The sequence below is a fragment of the Acinetobacter sp. AOR34_HL genome (genome assembly GCF_027854795.1).
Classification (GTDB): domain Bacteria; phylum Pseudomonadota; class Gammaproteobacteria; order Pseudomonadales; family Moraxellaceae; genus Acinetobacter; species Acinetobacter junii.
Genome location: NZ_JAKTID010000080.1, coordinates 41,338 through 61,748, shown reverse-complemented (window position 1 = coordinate 61,748; position 20,411 = coordinate 41,338). Strand labels below are relative to the sequence as shown.

The following is a 20,411-nucleotide window of genomic DNA, read 5'->3' as shown; positions in this document are numbered from 1 at the left end:
CACTAAAAACTTTGTTGTATGGTCATCACTTGATCACCACGTTTTATTTCTATTTTGGCATGCCCTTCACGACGTACTTGCTCTAATAATTGTACTTCGCTTAGCCCTTGCCCAACAGTTTGACCATTAATCGACAGAATACGATCACCTGAACGCAAACCTAATGTGTTTTTCAAGTTCGATGGTGTTCGATCAGAGATTTCATAACCATCTGAACCGCCGCCAGTCACACCCATATTTTTTAAATACTGCTCTCGGTTATCTTGCATCTGCTGTATCGCTTGACCTAAAGCAGATTGCGGAGAACTTTGAGAAGGTGCTTGGGGCTGCATTTGAGTTGGCTGATTATTCATACTTTCATTTAAAACGGGTGCTATCGGTTGATATAAGCCGTTTTCTAGACCTTTGAATTTAACTTCTCGTGTAGCACCATTTCCTTGCCTAAGAATCACATGATCCCAATAAACCTCTGCAAGTTGGTAGGACGTTGAGCCAATCGTCTCACCGACACGATAACGTTCAGCAACATCATTGAGTTTAATGACAGCAGAGGATAAATAACTTGGATAACCTAGCAAAACACCCTGCAACTCTAAATTAACATTATCTTGAGCAGAAACTGCTGCGGGTTCGTTAAATAATGCAAACGAACTAATGTTGGGTACTTGAGCTTGCTGCGAACCCAACTCAACTCGATCAAACTGCATCGGCTGCGGCGGTGCGACAACAAACCAAAATAAAGAAGCCAACTTCCAACATAGCCATAGCACTAATATTACCAACACCAACGCATCTAGCTTGTCTAATTTCTGCCATCTCAATTGTTGAATCTTTTGAGCAAATTGTTTCATCAGAAGCCACCCTGCATGAGTGGTTGACGTGAGCTAATCACGTAAGTGTCTAAACCAGCTTTTCCTTCATATGATGGAATATTCAAAAGCATTCGTTGCGTCAATTGCACATCAAGCATCAAACTAGGGTCTAGACTTAGATTTGCCATTTTTTGACTACGCTGATCACGTACATCTACTTGTAGCTGACCATTTTCATCTTTTATTTCAGCTATTAATGAAGGCATATTCATACGATCTTGACGTTGACCGAATGTATAATTCAATTCACCACCACCCCAGTTTAGCTGCCCTTCCGCAGCACTAAATCCTTTTTCTTTTTGATAATTTAACTGAACATCTTTTAATTGAATCGCGTTCTCAGGCCACTGCCAATTTGCAAAATACTTTAAGGTTTCAGGTGAAACTTCACCTTGAAGATTCTTGATCATGATTTTTTTACCAAAACCATAAACAAAAACACCATTAAATTGGGTATTTCCACTGTGTATATCGAGATTTGCACCAACACGTAATAACAATAAATCTAGAGGTCTAGTTTTCCAATGGACAGTTCCTCGCAGTTGACCACGCTGCCAATCCGCCTGCCCCTGCCAGATATTGCCACTAACATTATGTAATATTTGATTATCTTTAGAAAACTTAGCAATTAACCATGTTGCTGGAATTTGTAAAATAATAAAAATTAAGAATGCAAAAACGGCGAAAATCCACCATCTCCATTGTTTTGTTTTTTTCTTCATTCCACCCTTACCAACACGCAAAATATCATCCTTGTCGAGACACTCGCCCTCTGATTGACATTATGCATACTTTTTCAACATCGCCAATTCTCTCATATAAAAAAACCAAGCTTTTTAAGCCTGGCTTTTTAATAAAGAATAAAATCACCTTATGACAATACGATGACTTTAAAACTTGACTTAGATTAAGAAATCTTCAAGTTTTGCACCTTTCTCTAATTCTGCAACTAACCAACGTGGCTGCTTACCGCGACCTGTCCAAGTTTCTTCTGCATTATTTTTATTACGGTAACGCGGCTCAACAGCTTTACGGGTTGTTTTCTTACGTTTTTGCTCACCAAGCTCCAAAAGCTCTTCAACGCTGTATCCAACGTTTTCAGCAATCGCAATAATTTGATTATAAGCATCTTCAATTGCTTGATCTTTTTTGCTTGCAATTAAAGCTTCAGCTTCAGCTTGCAAACGCTTGAGATCTTCAACAGATAAATCACTAATATCTGGTTTCATTAGAACCACTCCAACTCAAAAGGGAAATATATCACTCAAAAAATAAAATGAATTAAAAATTCAACTCAATATTAATTTATATGTAATTAGATAATCAATATTAAAATAGTCAACTTAATCACAGCATTCACTTAAATCAGCTATTATTTACAATAAAACAAAGAAACTTTGTTCACATCAAATATTACAGCACATTTTACCATTCTTTTAACTTCATATTTTATTGTTATTATTTCTTAAAATATCAATTCAAAACCCACCTTAAAATAAACTTAATCTAGATTTATAAGTAAGCTTTATTTTAAAAAATTTATTGAATTGCACCTCGATACAACTCAATAAATATGACTTAGATAAAATTATACATAACTGTCTTTACATATTATTCAATATGATGTCCAACACTTGATTCCAACGTTATAATACGATTACGAATCTCGGTAGGTATATTAATTTTCTTTGAATCATGTTTGCCAACACACACCATGACGGCCTCACCAGTTGCAACCACTTGAGCTTGATCACGACTCCATAAAACATAATGCATTCTAAACGCACTATTTCTTAACTCTTCAATTCTTGCACCAATATGCAGCACATCAGGATAAAATACTGGGCTTAAATATTTACATTGACTCGAAGCAACAACCGTCAATATATCCTCATCGAATATGTTTAATTTCATTAAATAAGCAATTCGTGCACTTTCAATATATCGATAATATTGAACATTATTTACATGTCCAAAAGCATCCATATCCCCCCATGCAACAGCTTGCTCAAGAATTACTGGATAGACAGACAGCTCTTTCATTATTTCACTCATATCTTAAAGTTAAGAAAATTAACATCATTTTCAAAGATTAAATTCAACTGTCTGATTAAATCAGAATCATCACCCAAGATGGATTTAATCCTTAAATAACTCATTAAAATATTATCAGGATATAAATCCAACAATTGTGCTGCATCAGTCTGGCGATCTGTCGCCATAAATATATGCCATTTTGCAAAAGCCAGCATTGGAACGCTGGTATATTTTTGCTCCAACTCCATAATTCGTTGTTCAACATAAGCATAATCAGGAATTTGCTTAAGTAGCTGTTGTTGAAACCACAAATAAAATACTTCAGGATCAAAATGCTCTTGCAATAGATGTAAGGCAAGCTCCTCGTGCTGGAGACTCATTTCAGGCATTCGAGCCAATAATTTTAACCAAAGTACTTTACTGGTATAAGGTCGTGCTTTGATTTCTGAATGCAGCATCATATAACGTTGTTGAAGTGCACCCAAATCATCTACAGTAGCTTGATCAAATTGAATTAATAATTGCTGCAACCAAAGATCACGATGTTCTGCATCTAGCAGCCCATGTTGAGTACTTTGTAAAAACACCCATGGCTTCTGTAAGGCCAATTTACCCCACAAACTGGTTATTTTTTGCTGATATGCCGTTTCAATTTCGCTTAGCCAAGGGGATAGTTGATGTTGTGCGAGAAATTCCAAATGTGTAAGTGCTTTTTCTGTTTCTTGTCGCTCTAGAAAAATATCCACTCTAAGCAATTCAGCAAGTTCAAAAGCCATAGGGGCTGACTTTTCTAGATTCATCAATGCGGTTTCATAATCACCATTGCGATAATCAAATTGAGCATCAACGATATTACTCAATAAACCTGACTGTGTGAAAACTCGCTCAATGAACACTTGCTGATCTTTGGCAGCATCTAATAACCAAACGATGCCAAGCTGCTCATAAGGATGTAAATCTTTAAATCGAAGAATTGTATCTTTCTGTCTTTGCTGTTGTGCGAGATATCTTTTTGCTAATAACCATCCTGCCTGAGCGATGAAGCTCACAAGAATAAAGCAGGTTACTAATCCCCAAAAGCTACTTTGAAACTGCCAGTCCCGCCAATAGATATAAGCGTAACCACTACCGTAACCATAGCTAAAGACTGAAAAAATAGCGAATAAGCTAAGGATTGCAAGGAAATATATCTTCAATAAATGCTTCATATCGGACTACCCTAGCAAACCGAGAGTCGTTAGTTTCGGAGCAGGAATGACGGGAAGATTAAGCATTTTCTCCACTCGTAGTTTCATTTGCTGACTACTACGATCTGGCAGATCCTCTAAAAGCAGCATAACTTCTTGCATTGACTTGCGATATTCAGTGGCTTGATTTAAATGCAATGCTTGCTCTGCAAGTAATAATCTTAATTGAGCCTCTTTTAGTAAAATACTTCGTTGAATTAAGTCCGGTGGAGTGCGTTGCACCTTTTCAAATTTGAACCATTGCCACCATGAACGTTCACTGTTTTTCTGCAGTCGAATATCGGGTTTCTGCATTTCTTGCTGAAGCTGCTGATCTAAATACTGCAATAACGTATCAAACTGCTGACGCTGCTGAGTTTGCAGCAATACATATTGTTGAATGTTTTGCTTATCTTGTTCCATCGCTTTGATAAGACCATGCTGCAATGCTGGTGAAACTTGATGTTGAGCCATTTGTTGTTGCAACTGATTCAACTGTTCTAGCGCAAAAATAAATTGTTGCTGATCTACCGCAAACTGCACTAATTGTAGTTTTTGCTTGATTACAACAGCGGGAGCAATACCATCAATCGTTATCGGTGTAGTTACAAGTTTATTATTGGTATTTGAGGTGTTTTTGTCTTGCAGTTGTCGTTGCAAACCCACTAATTGGTCATTTAACAAAGAGTATTGTTGCTGTGATTGAACCAACTGCTGTTGAAGCTGAGGAATTGTTTGAGAATATTGCGCAACATCATAACTGAGTTTCGCCAACCACACCAAACCCAGAACCAATATGAAATAAGCAATTTTTCTCATGATTGTCCTTGCCAGCCTTGAATAGAATGAATAATTTCTAATGGTGCTAATGTTTCTAACTGAATATATTTCAACATAGAATCTACTTGATTTTGCGTTTGACACAATACCTGAGCTAAACGCTCACCAAGTACTAAATAAATACAATCCAACTCTTTGCTAATCTGTGCGGTGAGCTTTTGCCAGTTTCTCCAACTTGCTTCACTACTAATCAACACAAAAACTGGTTGTTGTGATACCAATTGAGAAACGAGTTTAGGAAATTTAGTCAAACTTAGTTCAGGGCATTGGCGACGATAAAGGATAAAGTTGAGAGTATTAACGCCTGTTTGTTGCAAATGTTGCATCATAAATTGACGTCCGCCATGCCCACGCCAAAAGGCGACTGTATTTAAGTCAACACGTTCTCTAAGTATCGGTAGCTGCAACATCCCTTCTGAACTTTCCACATCAGGAACAAGACTATCAATCCCAAAGGTTTTTAGCGCTGCTGCTGTGGCTTGCCCAACCGCGATCCATTGAATATGTTTAAGTTGATCTAAATCAATCTCACTATTCTTGAGATGCAGCATGCCAATCTCAACAGCAGTTGGACTGACAACAACGATCACTTGCGAAGCCTTGAGTTGATCATACAACTGCATCAAATCTACTGTAAATGGCTCAGCAACCAACTCAAGTAAGGGCAAGGATTCAACCTGTATCCCCTCTTGAATCAGAGCTTGATTTAATGAATGTGCTCGATCTTCAGGGCGCGTATTGATGAATAACATTTTAATATAAAGCTTTCAGTAGCTCACCTGCACCCTGTGCCAATAATTTTTCGGCTAAAACCACACCCAATCGCTCTCCCTCATCCAATGCTCCTGACAATTGTTCTTTTAATAGCGTCTTTCCATCCACACTACCGACTCGACCTTCGATATGAAGTTGATTTTGAGTAATTGTCGCATAACCAGCGATCGGAACTTGGCATCCGCCTTCAAGATAGGCATTAAATGCACGTTCTGCACGTACACAAATTGAAGTTACTTCATGTTGAAGAGGAGAGATTAATTCCAGTAATTCTTGATCATCTGCACGACATTCCAACCCCAAAGCACCTTGCCCTACTGCAGGCAAACTCAATGTAGGTGCGAGGCAATGGCGAATCCTCTCTGCCAAACCTAAGCGTTTTAAACCTGCGCTCGCTAAAATGATCGCATCATACAATCCATCATCGAGTTTAGATAACCGTGTTCCGACATTACCGCGTAGATCAATAATTTCTAAATCAGGGCGTTGCTGAAGTATCTGACATTTACGGCGTAGACTTGAGGTTCCTACTTTCGCACCATGTGGTAACTCATCAAAATGAGCATATTGATTCGATACAAAAGCATCTAAAGGATCTTCTCGTTCACAGATCACTGCAAGTGTTAAGCCTGCAGGTAAATGCATCGGCACATCTTTCATTGAATGTACAGCTAAATCAGCACGCCCATCCAATAGTGCTGCTTCCAACTCTTTTACAAATAATCCTTTACCACCAATTTTTGCCAAAGGCGTATCTAAAATCTTATCACCTTGGGTTACAAACTTAACCAATTCAACCGTTAAATCAGGATAAAGTTCATTTAAACGAGCACGAATATGCTCAGCTTGCCAAAGTGCAAGAGGACTTTGTCGAGTTGCAATTTTTAGAGTTTTCATAAATCTAAGTTAAGTATTGATCAAAGCAATTGCTCCAAACTTAACTTGATCATTTAAAAATGCAAGCAAAAAAAGCAAAAAGTGATCATAACAAGCTTAGCTTCAACAAATTATAGTTGATGCATACACTCTCTTAGACTTGGTAAATGACGGCGACTCACCGACAAGCGCTCCTCGAGTTCACGTAATCGAACTTGGTATTGCCCAGCAGCAACCAGCTCTAAACCTTCTAAATAATCTAGTGAAACAAGCGCATTACGATGGATTCTAATAAAGCGGTCAGCAAACTCATGCTCTAAATCTTTTAATGTTTCGTCTATCAATACACTGCCATTTTTATGGCGCACGGTGACATACTTCTGATCCGCCAAAAAATAATAAATATTTTCTACAGGGATAAGTTCGACCCCACGATAAGTTTTTGCAGCAATTTGGTGACGTTGAGTTTTAGTATCGTACATATGATCTTGTTGTTTTAAACCCGTCATTTGAGCTTGGGTAAGTTGAGTTAAATTATCAAAAACCTGCTGTAAATCTTGTTGGGCTACAGGTTTGAGTAAATATCCTTGGGCTTGAAATTTAAATGCTTCCAATGCATGTTGATCGTATGCCGTACAAAAAATAATAGCAGGACGTGGGTTCAAGTGACTCAATTGCTCAGCGCACTCTAATCCATTCATCCCTGGCATTTGAATATCTAATAAAACAACATCTGGTGAATCATTTTCAATATGATCTAACACATCTTGCCCATGATGTGCTGTCGCAATCACTTCATGCCCCATCTGGGTCACTAAACGTGATAAACGCTCTACTGCGAGAGGTTCATCATCAGCAATCAGAACTTTCATCCTCTCCTCCTTGTCACCGTTAACATCATCCATATTTTTTATGGTTAACTGGACTTATTATTTTACTCGATCGTGGTAACTCACCACAGTCGTATATAACGACACTCCTCCATACACTTGAAATTTCACAGCTGGCCCATAATAAGCCTTCAAGCGCTGTTCAACATTTTCTATTGCAATACCATTCCCTGTTCTGGATTTTATTTTATCGTGAGAATAGGGGTTAGTAATGACTATAGTGACTTGATTTTGCAATATTTCAACCAATACGCTAATCGTTGAAGCTTGTAAAACTTTTTCCACCCCATGAAAAATACTATTCTCTAACAAAGGTTGCAACGTTAATAATGGAATAGTCGCTCGTTTTAACTCAATTGGTGTCGCTTGAATATTCCATTCTACGGTTAATCTATCACCTAAACGCATTTTCTCAATACTGAGATACTGCTTACACAGATCAATTTCTTCCTCCAAACTTACCAGTTTCAACTCCTGAAAACTGGCCCGAAACAATCGAGAAAGACTGATCAACATATTTTCAGCTTTATCTGGATCTATTGAAATCAAACTCACCACACTATTTAAACTATTGAATAAAAAATGTGGATGAATCCGTGCCTGCATCGCTTGAATACGCGCATTTAACTCACTGTACTGCTGACGCAACCATTGCTCACGCATATATAAATAACGTAAGCAAAAAGCACCCAATAAAATACCATACCCCAAATGCAAACTTACGCCATGAAATAAGACATCTTCGGAAAAACCAGTAGATCGAGCTGCCCAAAACTGAATGATATTCACAGCGCAAGTTGTAAGCAGCACAATGATTTGCAGGACAACAAAACCCAAAGTCAAAGCGACCTTTTGACTTAACTTAGTAAAGAAATCCTGAAAATAATCGACAAATGCGGAAAAAGATAAAATCACCCAATTAATAAAAAAGGTGTATTGTAAAACGCGAATACCTTCCAAAGCATGCCAAGAGCGAGCTTCCGCCAATGCTAAAACCATTGCCAATACATTACTTGCAACAATTAGTTCTAATAAGTGTTGCCATTGACCAATTTTCGTAAAAAAATACGTGCCTGATGAATTCATCTGACGAGATTGCGATAACTTCTTGCGTCGAGTTTCGGCATCTGCGTTTGGATTTGCTATACTCTTTTTTATTTTACTGAGCCGCCATGACCACATCTTCTCAATCCTCATCTACAGCAAGCCCTAATCAAACCTCTGGTATGTGGGGCGGTCGCTTCTCAGAAGCAACGGATGCATTTGTTGCAGAATTTACAGCATCTGTGCAATTTGACCAACGTTTTTATAAACAAGATATTGCGGGCTCTATAGCTCATGCAACCATGTTAGCGAAAGTTGGTGTACTCACTGAAGCTGAACGTGATGACATTATTCAAGGTTTAAGCACAATTAAAGCAGAAATCGAAGCTGGAAATTTTGAATGGCGTATTGATTTAGAAGATGTCCACATGAACATTGAGTCTCGTCTGACTCAACGTATTGGCATCACAGGTAAAAAACTTCATACAGGTCGCAGTCGTAATGACCAAGTAGCAACAGATATTCGTTTATATCTACGTGATGAAATTGATGACATTTTAGGCTTATTACTTCGCTTACAAAAAGGTTTACTGAGTTTAGCAAGTCAAAATACGCATACCATCATGCCCGGTTTTACTCATTTACAAACAGCTCAACCTGTGACGTTTGGTCATCACTTATTAGCTTGGTTTGAAATGCTTGTTCGTGACACCGAACGTTTACAAGACTGCCGTAAACGTGTCAATCGTATGCCACTCGGCTCAGCAGCCTTAGCTGGTACAACCTACCCGATTGATCGTGCCTATACCGCTGAGTTATTAGGTTTTGAAGCCGTTTCAGAAAACTCTCTGGATGCAGTCTCAGATCGTGATTTTGCGATTGAATTTAATGCCGCAGCATCTTTGATCATGATGCACTTATCACGTATGTCTGAAGAACTAATTCTATGGACTTCAGCTCAGTTCAAGTTTGTGAATATTCCTGATCGCTTCTGTACTGGTTCTTCAATCATGCCACAGAAGAAAAACCCAGATGTTCCTGAATTAGTTCGTGGTAAGTCTGGTCGTGTTTTTGGCGACTTAATTAGCTTATTGACCTTAATGAAAGGTCAACCATTGGCATACAACAAAGATAACCAAGAAGACAAAGAACCATTATTTGATGCCATTGATACCGTTCGTGGCTCACTTATGGCTTTTGCAGACATGGTTCCAGCACTGGTACCAAATATTGAAGTTATGCGTGAAGCAGCTTTACGCGGCTTCTCTACAGCAACCGACCTTGCGGATTACCTCGTGAAAAAAGGTGTTGCTTTCCGTGATGCGCATGAAATTGTTGGTAAAGCAGTTGCTCTTGGCGTAACAGAAGAAAAAGATTTGTCTGAGCTTTCTCTTGAACAGTTACAACAATTCTCTGATCTGATTGAAGCAGATGTATTTGACAAAGCTTTGACTTTAGAAGCTTCAGTGAATGCACGTGACCATATTGGTGGAACTTCACCTAAACAAGTTGAAGCTGCAATTGTTCGTGCACACACTCGCTTAGAACAGCTATACGCTTAAGGACTGATCATGACTAGACAAGTATTTTGCCGTAAATACCAACAAGAACTTGAAGGTTTAGATTTTGCACCATTCCCTGGTGCAAAGGGTCAAGAATTTTTTGAGACTGTATCTAAACAAGCTTGGCAAGAATGGTTAAAACATCAAACTACATTGATTAACGAAAAACGTTTAAATGTATTTGAACCAGATGCAAAAAAATTCCTCGAGGAACAACGCGAGAAATTTTTCAACAATGACCAAAGCGTAGAAAAAGCCGAAGGCTGGAAGCCTGAACAAGGATAAGCTGAGTAACGCTCTACCCTTATCGAACAGCTAAGCTCTGCCAAGTTAAGAAGGGGAGCTTAGTTTTTTAAAATTTCTTGTGTCAAAAGCAATGATTCCATCATTGCTTTTTTTATTTAAAAATTGGCAAGACAACTTTGATCTTTTAAATTACAGGCTATTTTTACCATAAGTTCAAATTTTGATTTAAAAACACTTATGATTTATCATTTTTATTTACGTGATCTTTACACTAGTAATAAAGGATTACAGAGTATACACAGTTGTCTACATGACAGATTGAACGATTCTATTTAAAGTTACTTATAGAAAGATAGAGATACCCCCAATATCTCAACAATGCATGATATTTCTCTTCCAGACTTTTCCCCCGAAGTCTGGGATTTTTTTATTTACTCTATCTAAATATCTGTGTGACATATTCGTTTCTGCAATCTTATGGAGATAGCAGGAAATACTCCCAAATCATAAATCCTAAACCAAATCCAAGACATGCATATAGAACGATAATAAAGAAAACGAAGCTCGCATTATTTTTCTTTTTTAGGAAACTCATAGCATTCTCGCCTTTAGGTTGAAAATACTATTTTGAAAAAATACTGATTCTAAATATAGCCACAAAGCCTTCAAAAAAAACTATAACAGATCATTAAAATCACCCCAAAATGATCCAAACAAACCGTTTTTCATAAAAAAAGTGAACTTAATCAAAATCTGCTTCAGATTTACTTTGATTAAATTCACTTTCTATTAAATCTTTTTGGGTGTGCAAAATTACTTTTGATTTACTTTTTGCTCAATTTCTTCAATGCTAGTATGACGAACATCCATACCTTTCGCCATATAGATCACTTGCTCAGAAATATTACGCGCATGATCACCAATTCGCTCTAAAGAACGTAACACCCACATCACATTAATAACACGTGAGATATGACGTGGATCTTCAATCATATATGTCATAAGTGTACGAGTCGCTGATTGATATTCACGATCAATATCGACATCAGCCATAACAACTTTCAAAGCCTGATCCACATCTAAACGCGCAAATGCATCTAATGCATCATGGATCATGACACGAACCTGATTACCAATATGACGTGTTTCCATGTAACCACGTGGTGACTCACCCTCTTCACAAAGATTTTGAGCAATACGTGCAATTTTTGCAGCTTCATCACCAATTCGCTCAAGATCGGTATTGGCTTTGCTCATTGCAATCACCATACGCAAATCGATCGCAGCAGGATGACGGCGCGCCAAAATTAAAGTCAAACCTTCATCAATATCTCGCTCATATTGATTCACCGTGTTGTCTTTAAACTGAACATCAATCGCTAAATTGGCATCTGTGTCTAATAAAGCATGAATTGAGTTAGCAACTTGCTGCTCTACCAATCCGCCCATTGTCATAAATTTGGTATGAACATCTTGTAGGTCTTCATTAAATTGTGAAGAAATATGGTGACTTAACACTGGATTACTTGGACACACAGGATGCCTCCACTAGACACATGGAAAAAATGATTGGTGATTAAACCATAACTATGATGAAACTTTTATGACAATAGCATGGATTTGGCAATTAACGAATGGTGTTAATTGATACAACAATAAAGCAAAAATCTGTTAGTCTAAATGCCTAGCTTGACGGAGCGCAGTTAACAAACTGCTGAGATTGTCTTAATTCTCAATTTAAAGACAAGTACCGTTGAACCTGATCAGGTTAACACCTGCGTAGGAATCAAGCCCAGCAAAAACTTCGCCTTTATTTATCAAAGAGATAAATCCGCCATCGTTTTTGGTCGTGCTTGATTCGTTAATGCCAAACATAAGGATCATGCAATGAACCAATTAACGAATCTTTCCCCTGCTGATATTTCTGCTCAACATGAGCAAGATGCTAAAGATTTAACCCGTATCTTACCTGCCTCCAAAAAAGTCTATGTTGAAGGTTCACGCCCAGACATCCAAGTACCGTTCAGAGAAATCAGTCTCACAGATACTCCTACTGGTTTAGGTGGCGAACATAACCCACCAATCATGGTTTACGATACATCTGGAGTCTATACAGATCCAAATGTCCAAATTGATTTGAACAAAGGTTTACCTCTAGTTCGCCAATCATGGATTGAAGAACGCAATGATACAGATGTTTTAGAAACCTTGAGTTCTGAGTTTGGACAAGCACGCTTAAAAGATATTCGCACAGCAGATATTCGGTTTGCTCATATCCAAAATCCTCGCCGCGCAAAAGCAGGCAAAAATGTCACGCAAATGCATTATGCGAAGCAAGGTATTATCACGCCAGAAATGGAATATATTGCAATTCGTGAGAATCAACGCCAACGTCATGACGTTGATATGCGCCAACACGCAGGACAAAATTTTGGTGCACAAAATTTAAGAGAAATTACCCCTGAATTTGTACGTCAAGAAATTGCTGCAGGACGTGCGATCATCCCTGCAAATATTAATCACCCTGAATGTGAACCGATGATTATTGGTCGTAACTTCTTAGTGAAGATTAATGCCAATATTGGTAATTCAGCGCTTGGCTCATCTATTGATGAAGAAGTTGCCAAAATGACATGGGCAACACGTTGGGGTGCTGACACCATTATGGATTTATCGACAGGTAAAAATATCCATGAAACACGCGAATGGATCATTCGCAACTCACCTGTTCCAATTGGGACTGTTCCAATTTACCAAGCCTTAGAAAAAGTGGATGGTGTTGCAGAAGACCTCACTTGGGAAATTTTTAAAGACACCTTGATTGAACAAGCTGAACAAGGTGTAGATTATTTCACCATTCATGCTGGTGTCTTACTTCGCTACGTTCCTATGACTGCAAATCGCCTCACAGGCATTGTATCTCGTGGGGGTTCAATTATGGCGCAATGGTGTTTAGCACATCATCAGGAAAACTTCTTGTACACGCATTTCGATGAAATTTGCGAAATCATGAAAGCTTATGATGTCTCATTCAGCTTAGGTGATGGACTACGACCTGGATGTGTTCAAGATGCCAATGACGAAGCGCAATTTAGTGAACTTAAAACACTGGGAGAGTTGACACATCGTGCTTGGGAACATGATGTTCAGGTGATGATTGAGGGTCCTGGTCATGTGCCTATGCATATGATTAAAGAGAATATGGATTTACAACTAGAAGTCTGTAAAGAAGCTCCTTTCTATACTCTTGGACCACTCACGACTGACATCGCACCAGGATATGATCACATTACCTCAGCAATCGGTGCTGCGATGATTGGTTGGTATGGTACAGCGATGCTTTGTTATGTTACACCTAAAGAACATCTAGGCTTACCAAATAAGAAAGATGTAAAAGATGGCATCATTACCTACAAAATTGCAGCGCATGCGGCAGACTTAGCCAAAGGTCATCCAGGTGCGCAAGTCCGTGATAATGCACTTTCTAAAGCACGTTTTGAATTCCGTTGGGACGATCAGTTTAATCTGAGCTTAGACCCTGATACGGCACGTAGCATGCATGATGAAACACTTCCAAAAGAAGCTCATAAATCAGCTCATTTCTGTTCGATGTGTGGACCAAAATTCTGTTCGATGAAAATCACACAGAATGTGCGAGATTATGCGCAAAATCAACACAATGCCAATCAATCAAATGATGAAGATGCAGAAGTTGAAGCAGGTCTCAATGCAATGAAAACCGCTTATCAGGAACATGGTCAAAAACTGTACCACAAAGTGTAAATCGACTAAAAAAAGATTTTCCAACGAACCATTCTCGGTTAGGATGAGATATGTACAATCTCATCCTAATTTATGATGAATATTCTTGAGCACGCCAGCTTTTCAGCATCCGACGTTTCGATAGAATCTCGAGAGAACTTATTTCGAGGGTTCATTCAGGTAGAGAAAGTCACGATAAAACATAGATTATTTAATAAATCTAATTATTCATCATCTATTCATCGTGAATTAATTCACCGTCCCGAAGCGGCTGGTGTTTTATTATATGATAATCAGCAAAGACGTTTTGCTTTGATCGAACAATTTCGAATTGGCGCATTAAACGATACCGTTTCACCTTGGCAATTAGAAGTGATTGCTGGTGTTTTAGATGGGGATGAAACACCTGAAACATGTATTCGCCGTGAAAGCTTAGAAGAAGCGGGTTGTGAAGTTCATGACTTACAACATTTATTTACCTTTTATCCTTCAGCAGGGGCATGTTCAGAAATTTTTCACTTATATGTTGCAAATGTTGAATTACCAACATCAGGTGGCGTGTTTGGAATGCCAGACGAAGGTGAAGACATTCAACTTCATTTGTTTGATTATTCTGATGCACCTCTATTATTAAAAAATGGGCGGTTGAGAAATGCACCTGTCATTATGGCATTGCAGTGGCTTACTCAGCATTTACGACAACAATAAAAATCTGAAGGGGATAAAGCGGTGACTTTTCAAGTCTCAACATTATCACAAAAAGATTTTGTGATGATCCAGATTACGGATACTCATTTACTTGAATATCCACATTTAGAATTTGTCGGAATGCAACCCGAACAAAGTTTTCATGCAGTAATTGACTTGATGCGTCAAACACACCCTGAGATTGACTTGATTGTTCATACAGGTGATTTAGCTCAGAACCCGACGCCACTCACCTATCATCGCTATCTCGAGTATATGCATAGCTTGAGCATTCCCTTTTTTCAAACACCTGGGAATCACGATGATGTCAATCATTTTCCATTCCATGAGCAAGACAAGACTGCTCCAACAGTTGTTGAGCTTGGAAATTGGTATGTCATTTTATTAAATAGCGCTCAGCCGAATCGTATTGACGGCAAAATCGCAGATGCCCAATTGCAGCAACTTCCAAAATTATTGACTCAACTACATGATCGTTATGTCATAATTGCATGTCACCACCATCCCTTTGCAATGCAATCTGCATGGATTGATCAGCATAAATTAAAAAATTCCTCTGATTTACTTGAAACCATTCAGCTCTTTAGCAATGTTAAGGCAATTATTTGTGGACACGTGCATCAAGACTCTATTACATCATGGCAAGGTGTTGAATTCCTTTCGACCCCTTCTACATGTATTCAGTTCAAACCGAAAAGTGAAAAATTTGCACTTGATGAAGAACACCCTGGCTACCGATATATCCGTTTGAAAGCAAATGGCGAGATTGAAACACAAGTACATCGTCTAAGTAATTCTCAACGCTTGAGTAGCTCAGAAGTCTTAGGTTACGACTAAACTTTTGATTACAAATCACATCCTAGATTTATCACTAATTCTAGACAGTAATGACTACCATCTTGCTGAAAAAGTCTATATGATGTCGACCCTTGATGGAAAAAACCATCTTAGGTTTCTATAAAAACACTTGCATATCACCATATTTTTTGCGTATAGATAGTACGTGTAAGATGAGGAATGCCCTATATGGCGAATGACAACCAAAATCAAGTCTTGGACGAACACACAGCAGTGATCGACGAACAAAAATCGACTGTAAAACGTGTACGCAAAACCAAACCTAAAGCTTCTGAAGGCGGTACAACTGCGAGCTTGTTTGGGATTGAACCTTATCAGCCGAAAAAAAATGAAGAATACATGTCTGATGGACAACTTGAGCATTTCCGCCAAATCTTAAATGCATGGAAAGCAGAGTTAATGTCAGAAGTTGATCGTACGCTCAACACAATGCAAGATGAATCAACAGCTTTACCCGATGTAAATGATAGAGCGACTCAGGAAGAAGAGTTTGCGATTGAATTACGTACACGTGATCGTGAGCGTAAGCTGATTCGTAAAATCGAGCAATCATTAGAAGCGATCCAAAGTGGTGATTACGGTTTCTGCGAAACTTGCGGTATCGAAATCGGCTTACGCCGTTTAGAAGCTCGTCCAACAGCTACTCAATGTATCGATTGCAAAACTTTGGCTGAAATCAAAGAAAAGCAAAACAACGGATAACCATCCCGCCTAACCTCCCTTTAGAAAGGGAGGAATATTGCGAATTTTAAAAACCCATTGTTTTCGCATATCTCCCTCCTTGTATTGGAGGGATTAGGTGTAGATTTAATTATTTAGACAACAATAAATCTTTATGTCTTATATCGGACGTTTTGCACCCTCTCCTACTGGCCCTTTACATTTTGGTTCTTTACTGACTGCTGTCGCAAGCTATTGTGATGCCAAAGCCAATCATGGTAAGTGGTTAGTACGAATAGAAGATACCGATATTCCTCGCATTTATCCAAATAGCGAAACTCACATTTTATCTTGCATCGATGCCTTTGAATTTGAACCTGATGCCGAGATTATTTTCCAAAAAGATCGTTTAGCTATTTATGAGCAAGTAATCGATCAACTCAAACAGCAACATGCCATATATGCCTGCCAATGTACCCGAAAAATGCTCGGCTCTAATCACATCTATGCTGGCACATGCCGAGATTTAAATCTTGATTTTGCTGAGCAAGCCATTCGTTTAAAAGTCGATGATCTGCTGATTTGTTTTGAAGACAGATTACAAGGTCGACAATGTTCCAACCTAAAAGATGATCTTGGTGACTTCGTTCTAAAACGAAGAGATGGCATCATTAGTTATCAATTAGCAGTTGTGGTTGATGATTATTTACAAGGCATTACGCATGTCGTTCGCGGTGCGGATTTATTAGATAATACCGCTCGACAAATCTGGCTTGGCTCTATATTGAACTATCCAAGTTTGAGTTATATGCATTTACCCCTAGCTATGAATGGTCAAGGTCAGAAATTATCTAAGCAAAATTTGGCACAAGCATTAGACGTATCAAAGGCTTCTGAATTATTACAGCAAGCCCTATTGGCACTTGGGCAACCAAATGTTGAATTAAATAAACCTAGAATAATGCTGCAACAAGCTGTACAGCAATGGGATGTAAATTTAATCCCTAAAGGCATTCATTTGACAGGATCTTATTTATAAAACAAAAGAGACCCTAATAAATTAGGGTCTCTTTTGTATCAGAAACTAAATTCCTTAGAAATTCGATTCTTCTTTGACAGGATTTAGCTCTTGGGTTGAAGCATCAATTTTCAAAATCAGACTAATCATCGCAGCACACATCATCAATGATGTACCACCATAACTAATAAATGGCAGTGTCAAACCTTTGGTTGGCATCAAGCCCATATTCATGCCTGCATTTACCAAAATCTGTAACAGGAAAATAATGCTGATACCATAAGCTAAATAACCTGCGCGCAGATAATTATGCTGCAATGCACGATGCCCAATACGAATACAACATGCCAGCATAGTAAATGAGAGAATCATGACAGTTGTTACACCGAAGAATCCAAACTCCTCCCCCAAGACTGCTAACATAAAGTCTGTATGTGCTTCAGGAAGATAGGAAAGTTTCTGGACACTATGTCCCAAACCTGTTCCAAACCATTCACCCCGACCAAATGCCATCAAAGCATTTGACAACTGATAACCCACACCTAATGGATCAGCCCAAGGGTTGGTAAATGAAATAAGTCGTTGAAAGCGGAATGGTTCAAATAAAATCAGTGCGGTAATTCCTGCAAGAATCGCCCCTAACATGATCAAGAACTGAGTCGCAGGCGCACCAGCTAAGAAGAACACACCAACCATCATTAAAACTATCACCGCTGTTGCCCCAAGATCAGGCTCAGCAACGATAAAACCGACTGTAAGTGCCATTACTCCGCTTAAGCGTAGCAAGCCTTTCCAGTGCGTTCGAACCTCTTTCGCACGGCGCACCACATAATCTGCCGTAAAAATTGCCATCACAATCTTAGCAATCTCCGTTGGCTGTATCGTGAAACCACCAACTTTAATCCAACGATGTGCGCCATTCACTTCTGACCCGACCACCAAAACGGCGAGCAGTAATATGATCGTAATCAGCCATAATGGAAACGCATTTTTAAACCATAAGTTTAAAGAGACACGATAAGTCAAAAATGCAACCACAGCGGCGACAACAATCGAAATACCATGACGAATCAAAAAATAAAATGGATTCTCATGGATATATTCTGCATACGGCATGGAAGCAGAGGCCACCATCACCGAACCCAAACAGAGTAAAGACACTACACAGAAAATCAGAATGTTACGTGGTGTCATTTCTGCTGGAAGCTTCGGCAATCGATTTAAGATTTGAGAAATCTTCTGCACTGTATTTTGGGCCAAATCCGCCATAACGCTGTTCCTAGTTTTTATTTTCACTCAAGGCATTTACACATGCCACGAACTGATGCCCGCGATCATTATAACTTTTAAACATATCAAAACTTGCACATGCTGGCGACAACAGAACCACATCTTCAGCTTGCGTTACTTGCTGAGCAAGCTCGACCGCGGCTTTTAAGCTAGACGCGTGCTGAATAACAGTTGTTCCTTGTATCGCTTGTTCAATTACAGGCGCATCCTCGCCAATTAGAATGACAGATTTCACATATTTTTGTATTGCATTACGCAAAGGACGGAAATCCTGACCTTTGCCTTGACCGCCTAAAATAAGTGCTAATTTGCCTTTATTGACTTCAATAGCAGCGCCAAGCCCATCAATCGCCGCTAAAGTTGCACCGACATTTGTTCCTTTTGAATCATTGTAATAACGCACACCATCAATCGTTTGCACATATTCACAACGATGCTCCAAGCCTTTGAATGTTTTCAATGTCTCTAACATACTCGGCAACGGAAATCCAACCGCTTCACCAATGGCCAAACAAGCAAGTGCATTTGCTACATTGTGCATTCCTTGAATATACATCTCAGAGGTTTTTAAGATACGCTCTCTTCCACGTGCCAACCACATGGTGCCATCTGCATCTCTCAAAACACCATATTGATTTAAATCAGGAGCATTCAAACCGAAACTTTGCATTGGTGTTGCATCAGGCACTAAAGGACGGCTTAAATTATCATCACGGTTATAAACGACTTTTTTAACACCTTGGAAAATTCGATGTTTGGCTTTGTGATAACCCAACATATCACCATGACGATCCAAGTGGTCTTCACTCATATTGAGAACAACCGCAACTTCAGCATTCAAATGCGAAGTAGTTTCCAACTGGAAACTCGATAACTCCAAAACGATGAGTTCAGGTTTATCTTTTAATAAATCTAAGGCTGGTCGACCTAAGTTTCCACCAACAGCCACTTTCTTTCCAGCATCCTGAGCCATCAAACCCACGAGTGTTGTCACTGTACTTTTAGCATTTGACCCTGTAATCGCAATAATGGGAGCATCAGTTGCACGGCGTAAAAGCTGAATATCCCCTACAACTGGAATTCCTTTATCAATGGCTTGTTGAATTTCAGGTAATTGTGGTGCTAATCCAGGACTTAAAATAATCTCTTCGGCCTGAAGTAATAGCTCTGTATCGAGTCGTCCAAAGCTCGTTCTCACCTCAGCAGGAATTTGATCATGACCTGGTGGAGTTTCTCGAGAGTCTGTTACTGCAACTTGGTAGCCTTGTTCATGCAGAAAGTTTACTGCTGACACACCAGAAATACCCAAGCCAGCAACAACTTTTAATCCACCACGTTGTATTAACATTTTTGCCCCATTTTATCGCAGATCACAGAATGGCAAAAATGTTAGCACTTTGCTGTTTTGAATGCTTTTTCAGTTTTATCTTTATTCGCATTTTTTTGTGTCAGTGCGTAAAAAAGCCATCATTCGATGGCTTTATAAACAAAAAATCTTAACGCCATTTCACGGCTTGAATCTCTTCAGTTTTATTATTGTCCTTTTCATCGCTTGCACAACCACATCCACCACCACATCCAACAACCATTTTAGGTTTCAATCGTAGTGCTAAGCGTTGCCAACCAAAATGTTGACATACATTCGACAAAGACATGAACATAGCATTTGCGGTTTGAGGAAATACCTTTTTAAAGACAACTATGGCACTCCAACCGACCAAAACCGCAATAATCAGATACTCAAACAT

Annotated in this window: 22 protein-coding genes and 1 riboswitch; of the genes, 7 read left to right on the top strand and 15 right to left on the bottom strand. The window is 38.9% G+C overall.

Going from position 1 to position 20,411, the window contains the following annotated elements:
• Positions 1-2: 2 nt before the first annotated feature.
• The 10 genes from MKL32_RS13670 to MKL32_RS13625 form a co-directional block, all read right to left on the bottom strand.
• Positions 3-851: a type II secretion system protein N gene (locus MKL32_RS13670; RefSeq protein WP_204379392.1), complete on the bottom strand. Its 849-nt coding sequence runs from the start codon at positions 849-851 to the stop codon at positions 3-5.
• A complete protein-coding gene (gene gspN / locus MKL32_RS13665; protein WP_270900660.1) occupies positions 851-1,594 on the bottom strand; it encodes a type II secretion system protein N in 744 nt (247 codons plus the stop codon). Before gspN ends, MKL32_RS13670 begins: the two co-directional genes overlap by 1 nt.
• 180 nt (positions 1,595-1,774) lie before the next feature.
• Positions 1,775-2,101 (bottom strand): H-NS histone family protein, encoded by a 327-nt coding sequence (locus MKL32_RS13660; protein WP_004958548.1) that lies wholly within the window; start codon positions 2,099-2,101, stop codon positions 1,775-1,777.
• Between the two features lie 382 nt (positions 2,102-2,483).
• Positions 2,484-2,915 carry an acyl-CoA thioesterase gene (locus MKL32_RS13655; protein ID WP_004958542.1) on the bottom strand — a complete coding sequence of 144 codons (432 nt, stop codon included), beginning with the start codon at positions 2,913-2,915 and terminating at the stop codon, positions 2,484-2,486.
• Between the two features lie 8 nt (positions 2,916-2,923).
• Positions 2,924-4,117: a hypothetical protein gene (locus tag MKL32_RS13650; RefSeq protein WP_087540386.1), complete on the bottom strand. Its 1,194-nt coding sequence runs from the start codon at positions 4,115-4,117 to the stop codon at positions 2,924-2,926.
• 6 nt (positions 4,118-4,123) lie between these two features.
• Positions 4,124-4,954: a hypothetical protein gene (locus MKL32_RS13645; protein WP_042892807.1), complete on the bottom strand. Its 831-nt coding sequence runs from the start codon at positions 4,952-4,954 to the stop codon at positions 4,124-4,126.
• A complete protein-coding gene (locus tag MKL32_RS13640; protein ID WP_125272411.1) occupies positions 4,951-5,727 on the bottom strand; it encodes a uroporphyrinogen-III synthase in 777 nt (258 codons plus the stop codon). Before MKL32_RS13640 ends, MKL32_RS13645 begins: the two co-directional genes overlap by 4 nt.
• A 1-nt stretch (position 5,728) precedes the next feature.
• Positions 5,729-6,646 carry a hydroxymethylbilane synthase gene (gene hemC / locus MKL32_RS13635; protein ID WP_125272412.1) on the bottom strand — a complete coding sequence of 306 codons (918 nt, stop codon included), beginning with the start codon at positions 6,644-6,646 and terminating at the stop codon, positions 5,729-5,731.
• A 110-nt stretch (positions 6,647-6,756) separates the two neighbouring features.
• Positions 6,757-7,497, bottom strand: coding sequence for a LytR/AlgR family response regulator transcription factor (locus tag MKL32_RS13630; RefSeq protein WP_004916982.1), 741 nt, complete (start codon positions 7,495-7,497; stop codon positions 6,757-6,759).
• Positions 7,498-7,554: 57 nt separating this feature from the next.
• Entirely contained in the window at positions 7,555-8,697 is a 1,143-nt protein-coding gene (locus tag MKL32_RS13625) for a sensor histidine kinase (protein WP_005403540.1), read from the bottom strand.
• Here MKL32_RS13625 and argH point away from each other — a divergent pair.
• Together argH and MKL32_RS13615 are read left to right on the top strand one after the other, a co-directional pair.
• Complete coding sequence (gene argH / locus MKL32_RS13620; protein WP_270900658.1) at positions 8,688-10,121, top strand: argininosuccinate lyase; 1,434 nt, start codon at positions 8,688-8,690, stop codon at positions 10,119-10,121. The two genes, MKL32_RS13625 and argH, sit on opposite strands and share 10 nt — an antisense overlap.
• A 9-nt stretch (positions 10,122-10,130) precedes the next feature.
• The gene (locus MKL32_RS13615) at positions 10,131-10,406 is read left to right on the top strand and encodes an oxidative damage protection protein (RefSeq protein ID WP_004916986.1); all 276 of its coding nucleotides are present in this window, start codon (positions 10,131-10,133) and stop codon (positions 10,404-10,406) included.
• A 436-nt stretch (positions 10,407-10,842) separates the two neighbouring features.
• Here MKL32_RS13615 and MKL32_RS13610 read toward each other — a convergent pair whose 3' ends face one another.
• Together MKL32_RS13610 and phoU are read right to left on the bottom strand one after the other, a co-directional pair.
• On the bottom strand, positions 10,843-10,962 hold the full coding sequence (locus MKL32_RS13610) for a hypothetical protein (RefSeq protein ID WP_270900657.1): 120 nt from the start codon (positions 10,960-10,962) through the stop codon (positions 10,843-10,845).
• Positions 10,963-11,180: 218 nt separating this feature from the next.
• A complete protein-coding gene (phoU, locus tag MKL32_RS13605; protein ID WP_075696858.1) occupies positions 11,181-11,903 on the bottom strand; it encodes a phosphate signaling complex protein PhoU in 723 nt (240 codons plus the stop codon).
• A 147-nt stretch (positions 11,904-12,050) separates the two neighbouring features.
• Positions 12,051-12,170: riboswitch (TPP riboswitch) on the top strand.
• 84 nt (positions 12,171-12,254) lie between these two features.
• On the opposite strand from phoU, the gene thiC reads away from it, so the two are divergent.
• The 5 genes from thiC (at position 12,255) to gluQRS (ending at position 17,394) form a co-directional block, all read left to right on the top strand.
• Positions 12,255-14,150, top strand: coding sequence for a phosphomethylpyrimidine synthase ThiC (gene thiC / locus MKL32_RS13600; RefSeq protein ID WP_004916989.1), 1,896 nt, complete (start codon positions 12,255-12,257; stop codon positions 14,148-14,150).
• Between the two features lie 75 nt (positions 14,151-14,225).
• Positions 14,226-14,837 carry an NUDIX domain-containing protein gene (locus MKL32_RS13595; RefSeq protein WP_005403538.1) on the top strand — a complete coding sequence of 204 codons (612 nt, stop codon included), beginning with the start codon at positions 14,226-14,228 and terminating at the stop codon, positions 14,835-14,837.
• A gap of 21 nt (positions 14,838-14,858) precedes the next feature.
• Positions 14,859-15,674 carry a 3',5'-cyclic-AMP phosphodiesterase gene (gene cpdA / locus MKL32_RS13590; protein WP_004958529.1) on the top strand — a complete coding sequence of 272 codons (816 nt, stop codon included), beginning with the start codon at positions 14,859-14,861 and terminating at the stop codon, positions 15,672-15,674.
• A 189-nt stretch (positions 15,675-15,863) separates the two neighbouring features.
• A complete protein-coding gene (dksA, locus tag MKL32_RS13585; protein ID WP_004916993.1) occupies positions 15,864-16,397 on the top strand; it encodes an RNA polymerase-binding protein DksA in 534 nt (177 codons plus the stop codon).
• 133 nt (positions 16,398-16,530) lie between these two features.
• Positions 16,531-17,394 carry a tRNA glutamyl-Q(34) synthetase GluQRS gene (gene gluQRS, locus MKL32_RS13580; protein ID WP_270900656.1) on the top strand — a complete coding sequence of 288 codons (864 nt, stop codon included), beginning with the start codon at positions 16,531-16,533 and terminating at the stop codon, positions 17,392-17,394.
• A 54-nt stretch (positions 17,395-17,448) separates the two neighbouring features.
• On the opposite strand, the gene ftsW is transcribed toward gluQRS, so the two are convergent.
• The 3 genes from ftsW to MKL32_RS13565 form a co-directional block, all read right to left on the bottom strand.
• A complete protein-coding gene (ftsW, locus tag MKL32_RS13575; RefSeq protein ID WP_004916997.1) occupies positions 17,449-18,642 on the bottom strand; it encodes a putative lipid II flippase FtsW in 1,194 nt (397 codons plus the stop codon).
• A 10-nt stretch (positions 18,643-18,652) separates the two neighbouring features.
• On the bottom strand, positions 18,653-20,011 hold the full coding sequence (gene murD, locus MKL32_RS13570) for a UDP-N-acetylmuramoyl-L-alanine--D-glutamate ligase (protein WP_004957366.1): 1,359 nt from the start codon (positions 20,009-20,011) through the stop codon (positions 18,653-18,655).
• 148 nt (positions 20,012-20,159) lie between these two features.
• Complete coding sequence (locus MKL32_RS13565; RefSeq protein WP_270900655.1) at positions 20,160-20,411, bottom strand: DUF6587 family protein; 252 nt, start codon at positions 20,409-20,411, stop codon at positions 20,160-20,162.

Bases quoted from the DNA above. Each gene is read 5' to 3' on its own strand.
- thiC (WP_004916989.1), top strand. From the start codon at position 12,255: ATGAACCAATTAACGAATCTTTCCCCTGCTGATATTTCTGCTCAACAT.
- MKL32_RS13595 (WP_005403538.1), top strand. From the start codon at position 14,226: ATGAATATTCTTGAGCACGCCAGCTTTTCAGCATCCGACGTTTCGATA.
- MKL32_RS13610 (WP_270900657.1), bottom strand. From the start codon at position 10,962: ATGAGTTTCCTAAAAAAGAAAAATAATGCGAGCTTCGTTTTCTTTATT.
- MKL32_RS13655 (WP_004958542.1), bottom strand. From the start codon at position 2,915: ATGAAAGAGCTGTCTGTCTATCCAGTAATTCTTGAGCAAGCTGTTGCA.
- MKL32_RS13660 (WP_004958548.1), bottom strand. From the start codon at position 2,101: ATGAAACCAGATATTAGTGATTTATCTGTTGAAGATCTCAAGCGTTTG.
- hemC (WP_125272412.1), bottom strand. From the start codon at position 6,646: ATGAAAACTCTAAAAATTGCAACTCGACAAAGTCCTCTTGCACTTTGG.
- murD (WP_004957366.1), bottom strand. From the start codon at position 20,011: ATGTTAATACAACGTGGTGGATTAAAAGTTGTTGCTGGCTTGGGTATT.
- dksA (WP_004916993.1), top strand. From the start codon at position 15,864: ATGGCGAATGACAACCAAAATCAAGTCTTGGACGAACACACAGCAGTG.
- MKL32_RS13625 (WP_005403540.1), bottom strand. From the start codon at position 8,697: ATGTGGTCATGGCGGCTCAGTAAAATAAAAAAGAGTATAGCAAATCCA.
- MKL32_RS13670 (WP_204379392.1), bottom strand. From the start codon at position 851: ATGAAACAATTTGCTCAAAAGATTCAACAATTGAGATGGCAGAAATTA.
- MKL32_RS13650 (WP_087540386.1), bottom strand. From the start codon at position 4,117: ATGAAGCATTTATTGAAGATATATTTCCTTGCAATCCTTAGCTTATTC.
- gspN (WP_270900660.1), bottom strand. From the start codon at position 1,594: ATGAAGAAAAAAACAAAACAATGGAGATGGTGGATTTTCGCCGTTTTT.
- MKL32_RS13615 (WP_004916986.1), top strand. From the start codon at position 10,131: ATGACTAGACAAGTATTTTGCCGTAAATACCAACAAGAACTTGAAGGT.
- ftsW (WP_004916997.1), bottom strand. From the start codon at position 18,642: ATGGCGGATTTGGCCCAAAATACAGTGCAGAAGATTTCTCAAATCTTA.
- MKL32_RS13645 (WP_042892807.1), bottom strand. From the start codon at position 4,954: ATGAGAAAAATTGCTTATTTCATATTGGTTCTGGGTTTGGTGTGGTTG.
- gluQRS (WP_270900656.1), top strand. From the start codon at position 16,531: ATGTCTTATATCGGACGTTTTGCACCCTCTCCTACTGGCCCTTTACAT.
- MKL32_RS13640 (WP_125272411.1), bottom strand. From the start codon at position 5,727: ATGTTATTCATCAATACGCGCCCTGAAGATCGAGCACATTCATTAAAT.
- MKL32_RS13565 (WP_270900655.1), bottom strand. From the start codon at position 20,411: ATGTTTGAGTATCTGATTATTGCGGTTTTGGTCGGTTGGAGTGCCATA.
- argH (WP_270900658.1), top strand. From the start codon at position 8,688: ATGACCACATCTTCTCAATCCTCATCTACAGCAAGCCCTAATCAAACC.
- MKL32_RS13630 (WP_004916982.1), bottom strand. From the start codon at position 7,497: ATGAAAGTTCTGATTGCTGATGATGAACCTCTCGCAGTAGAGCGTTTA.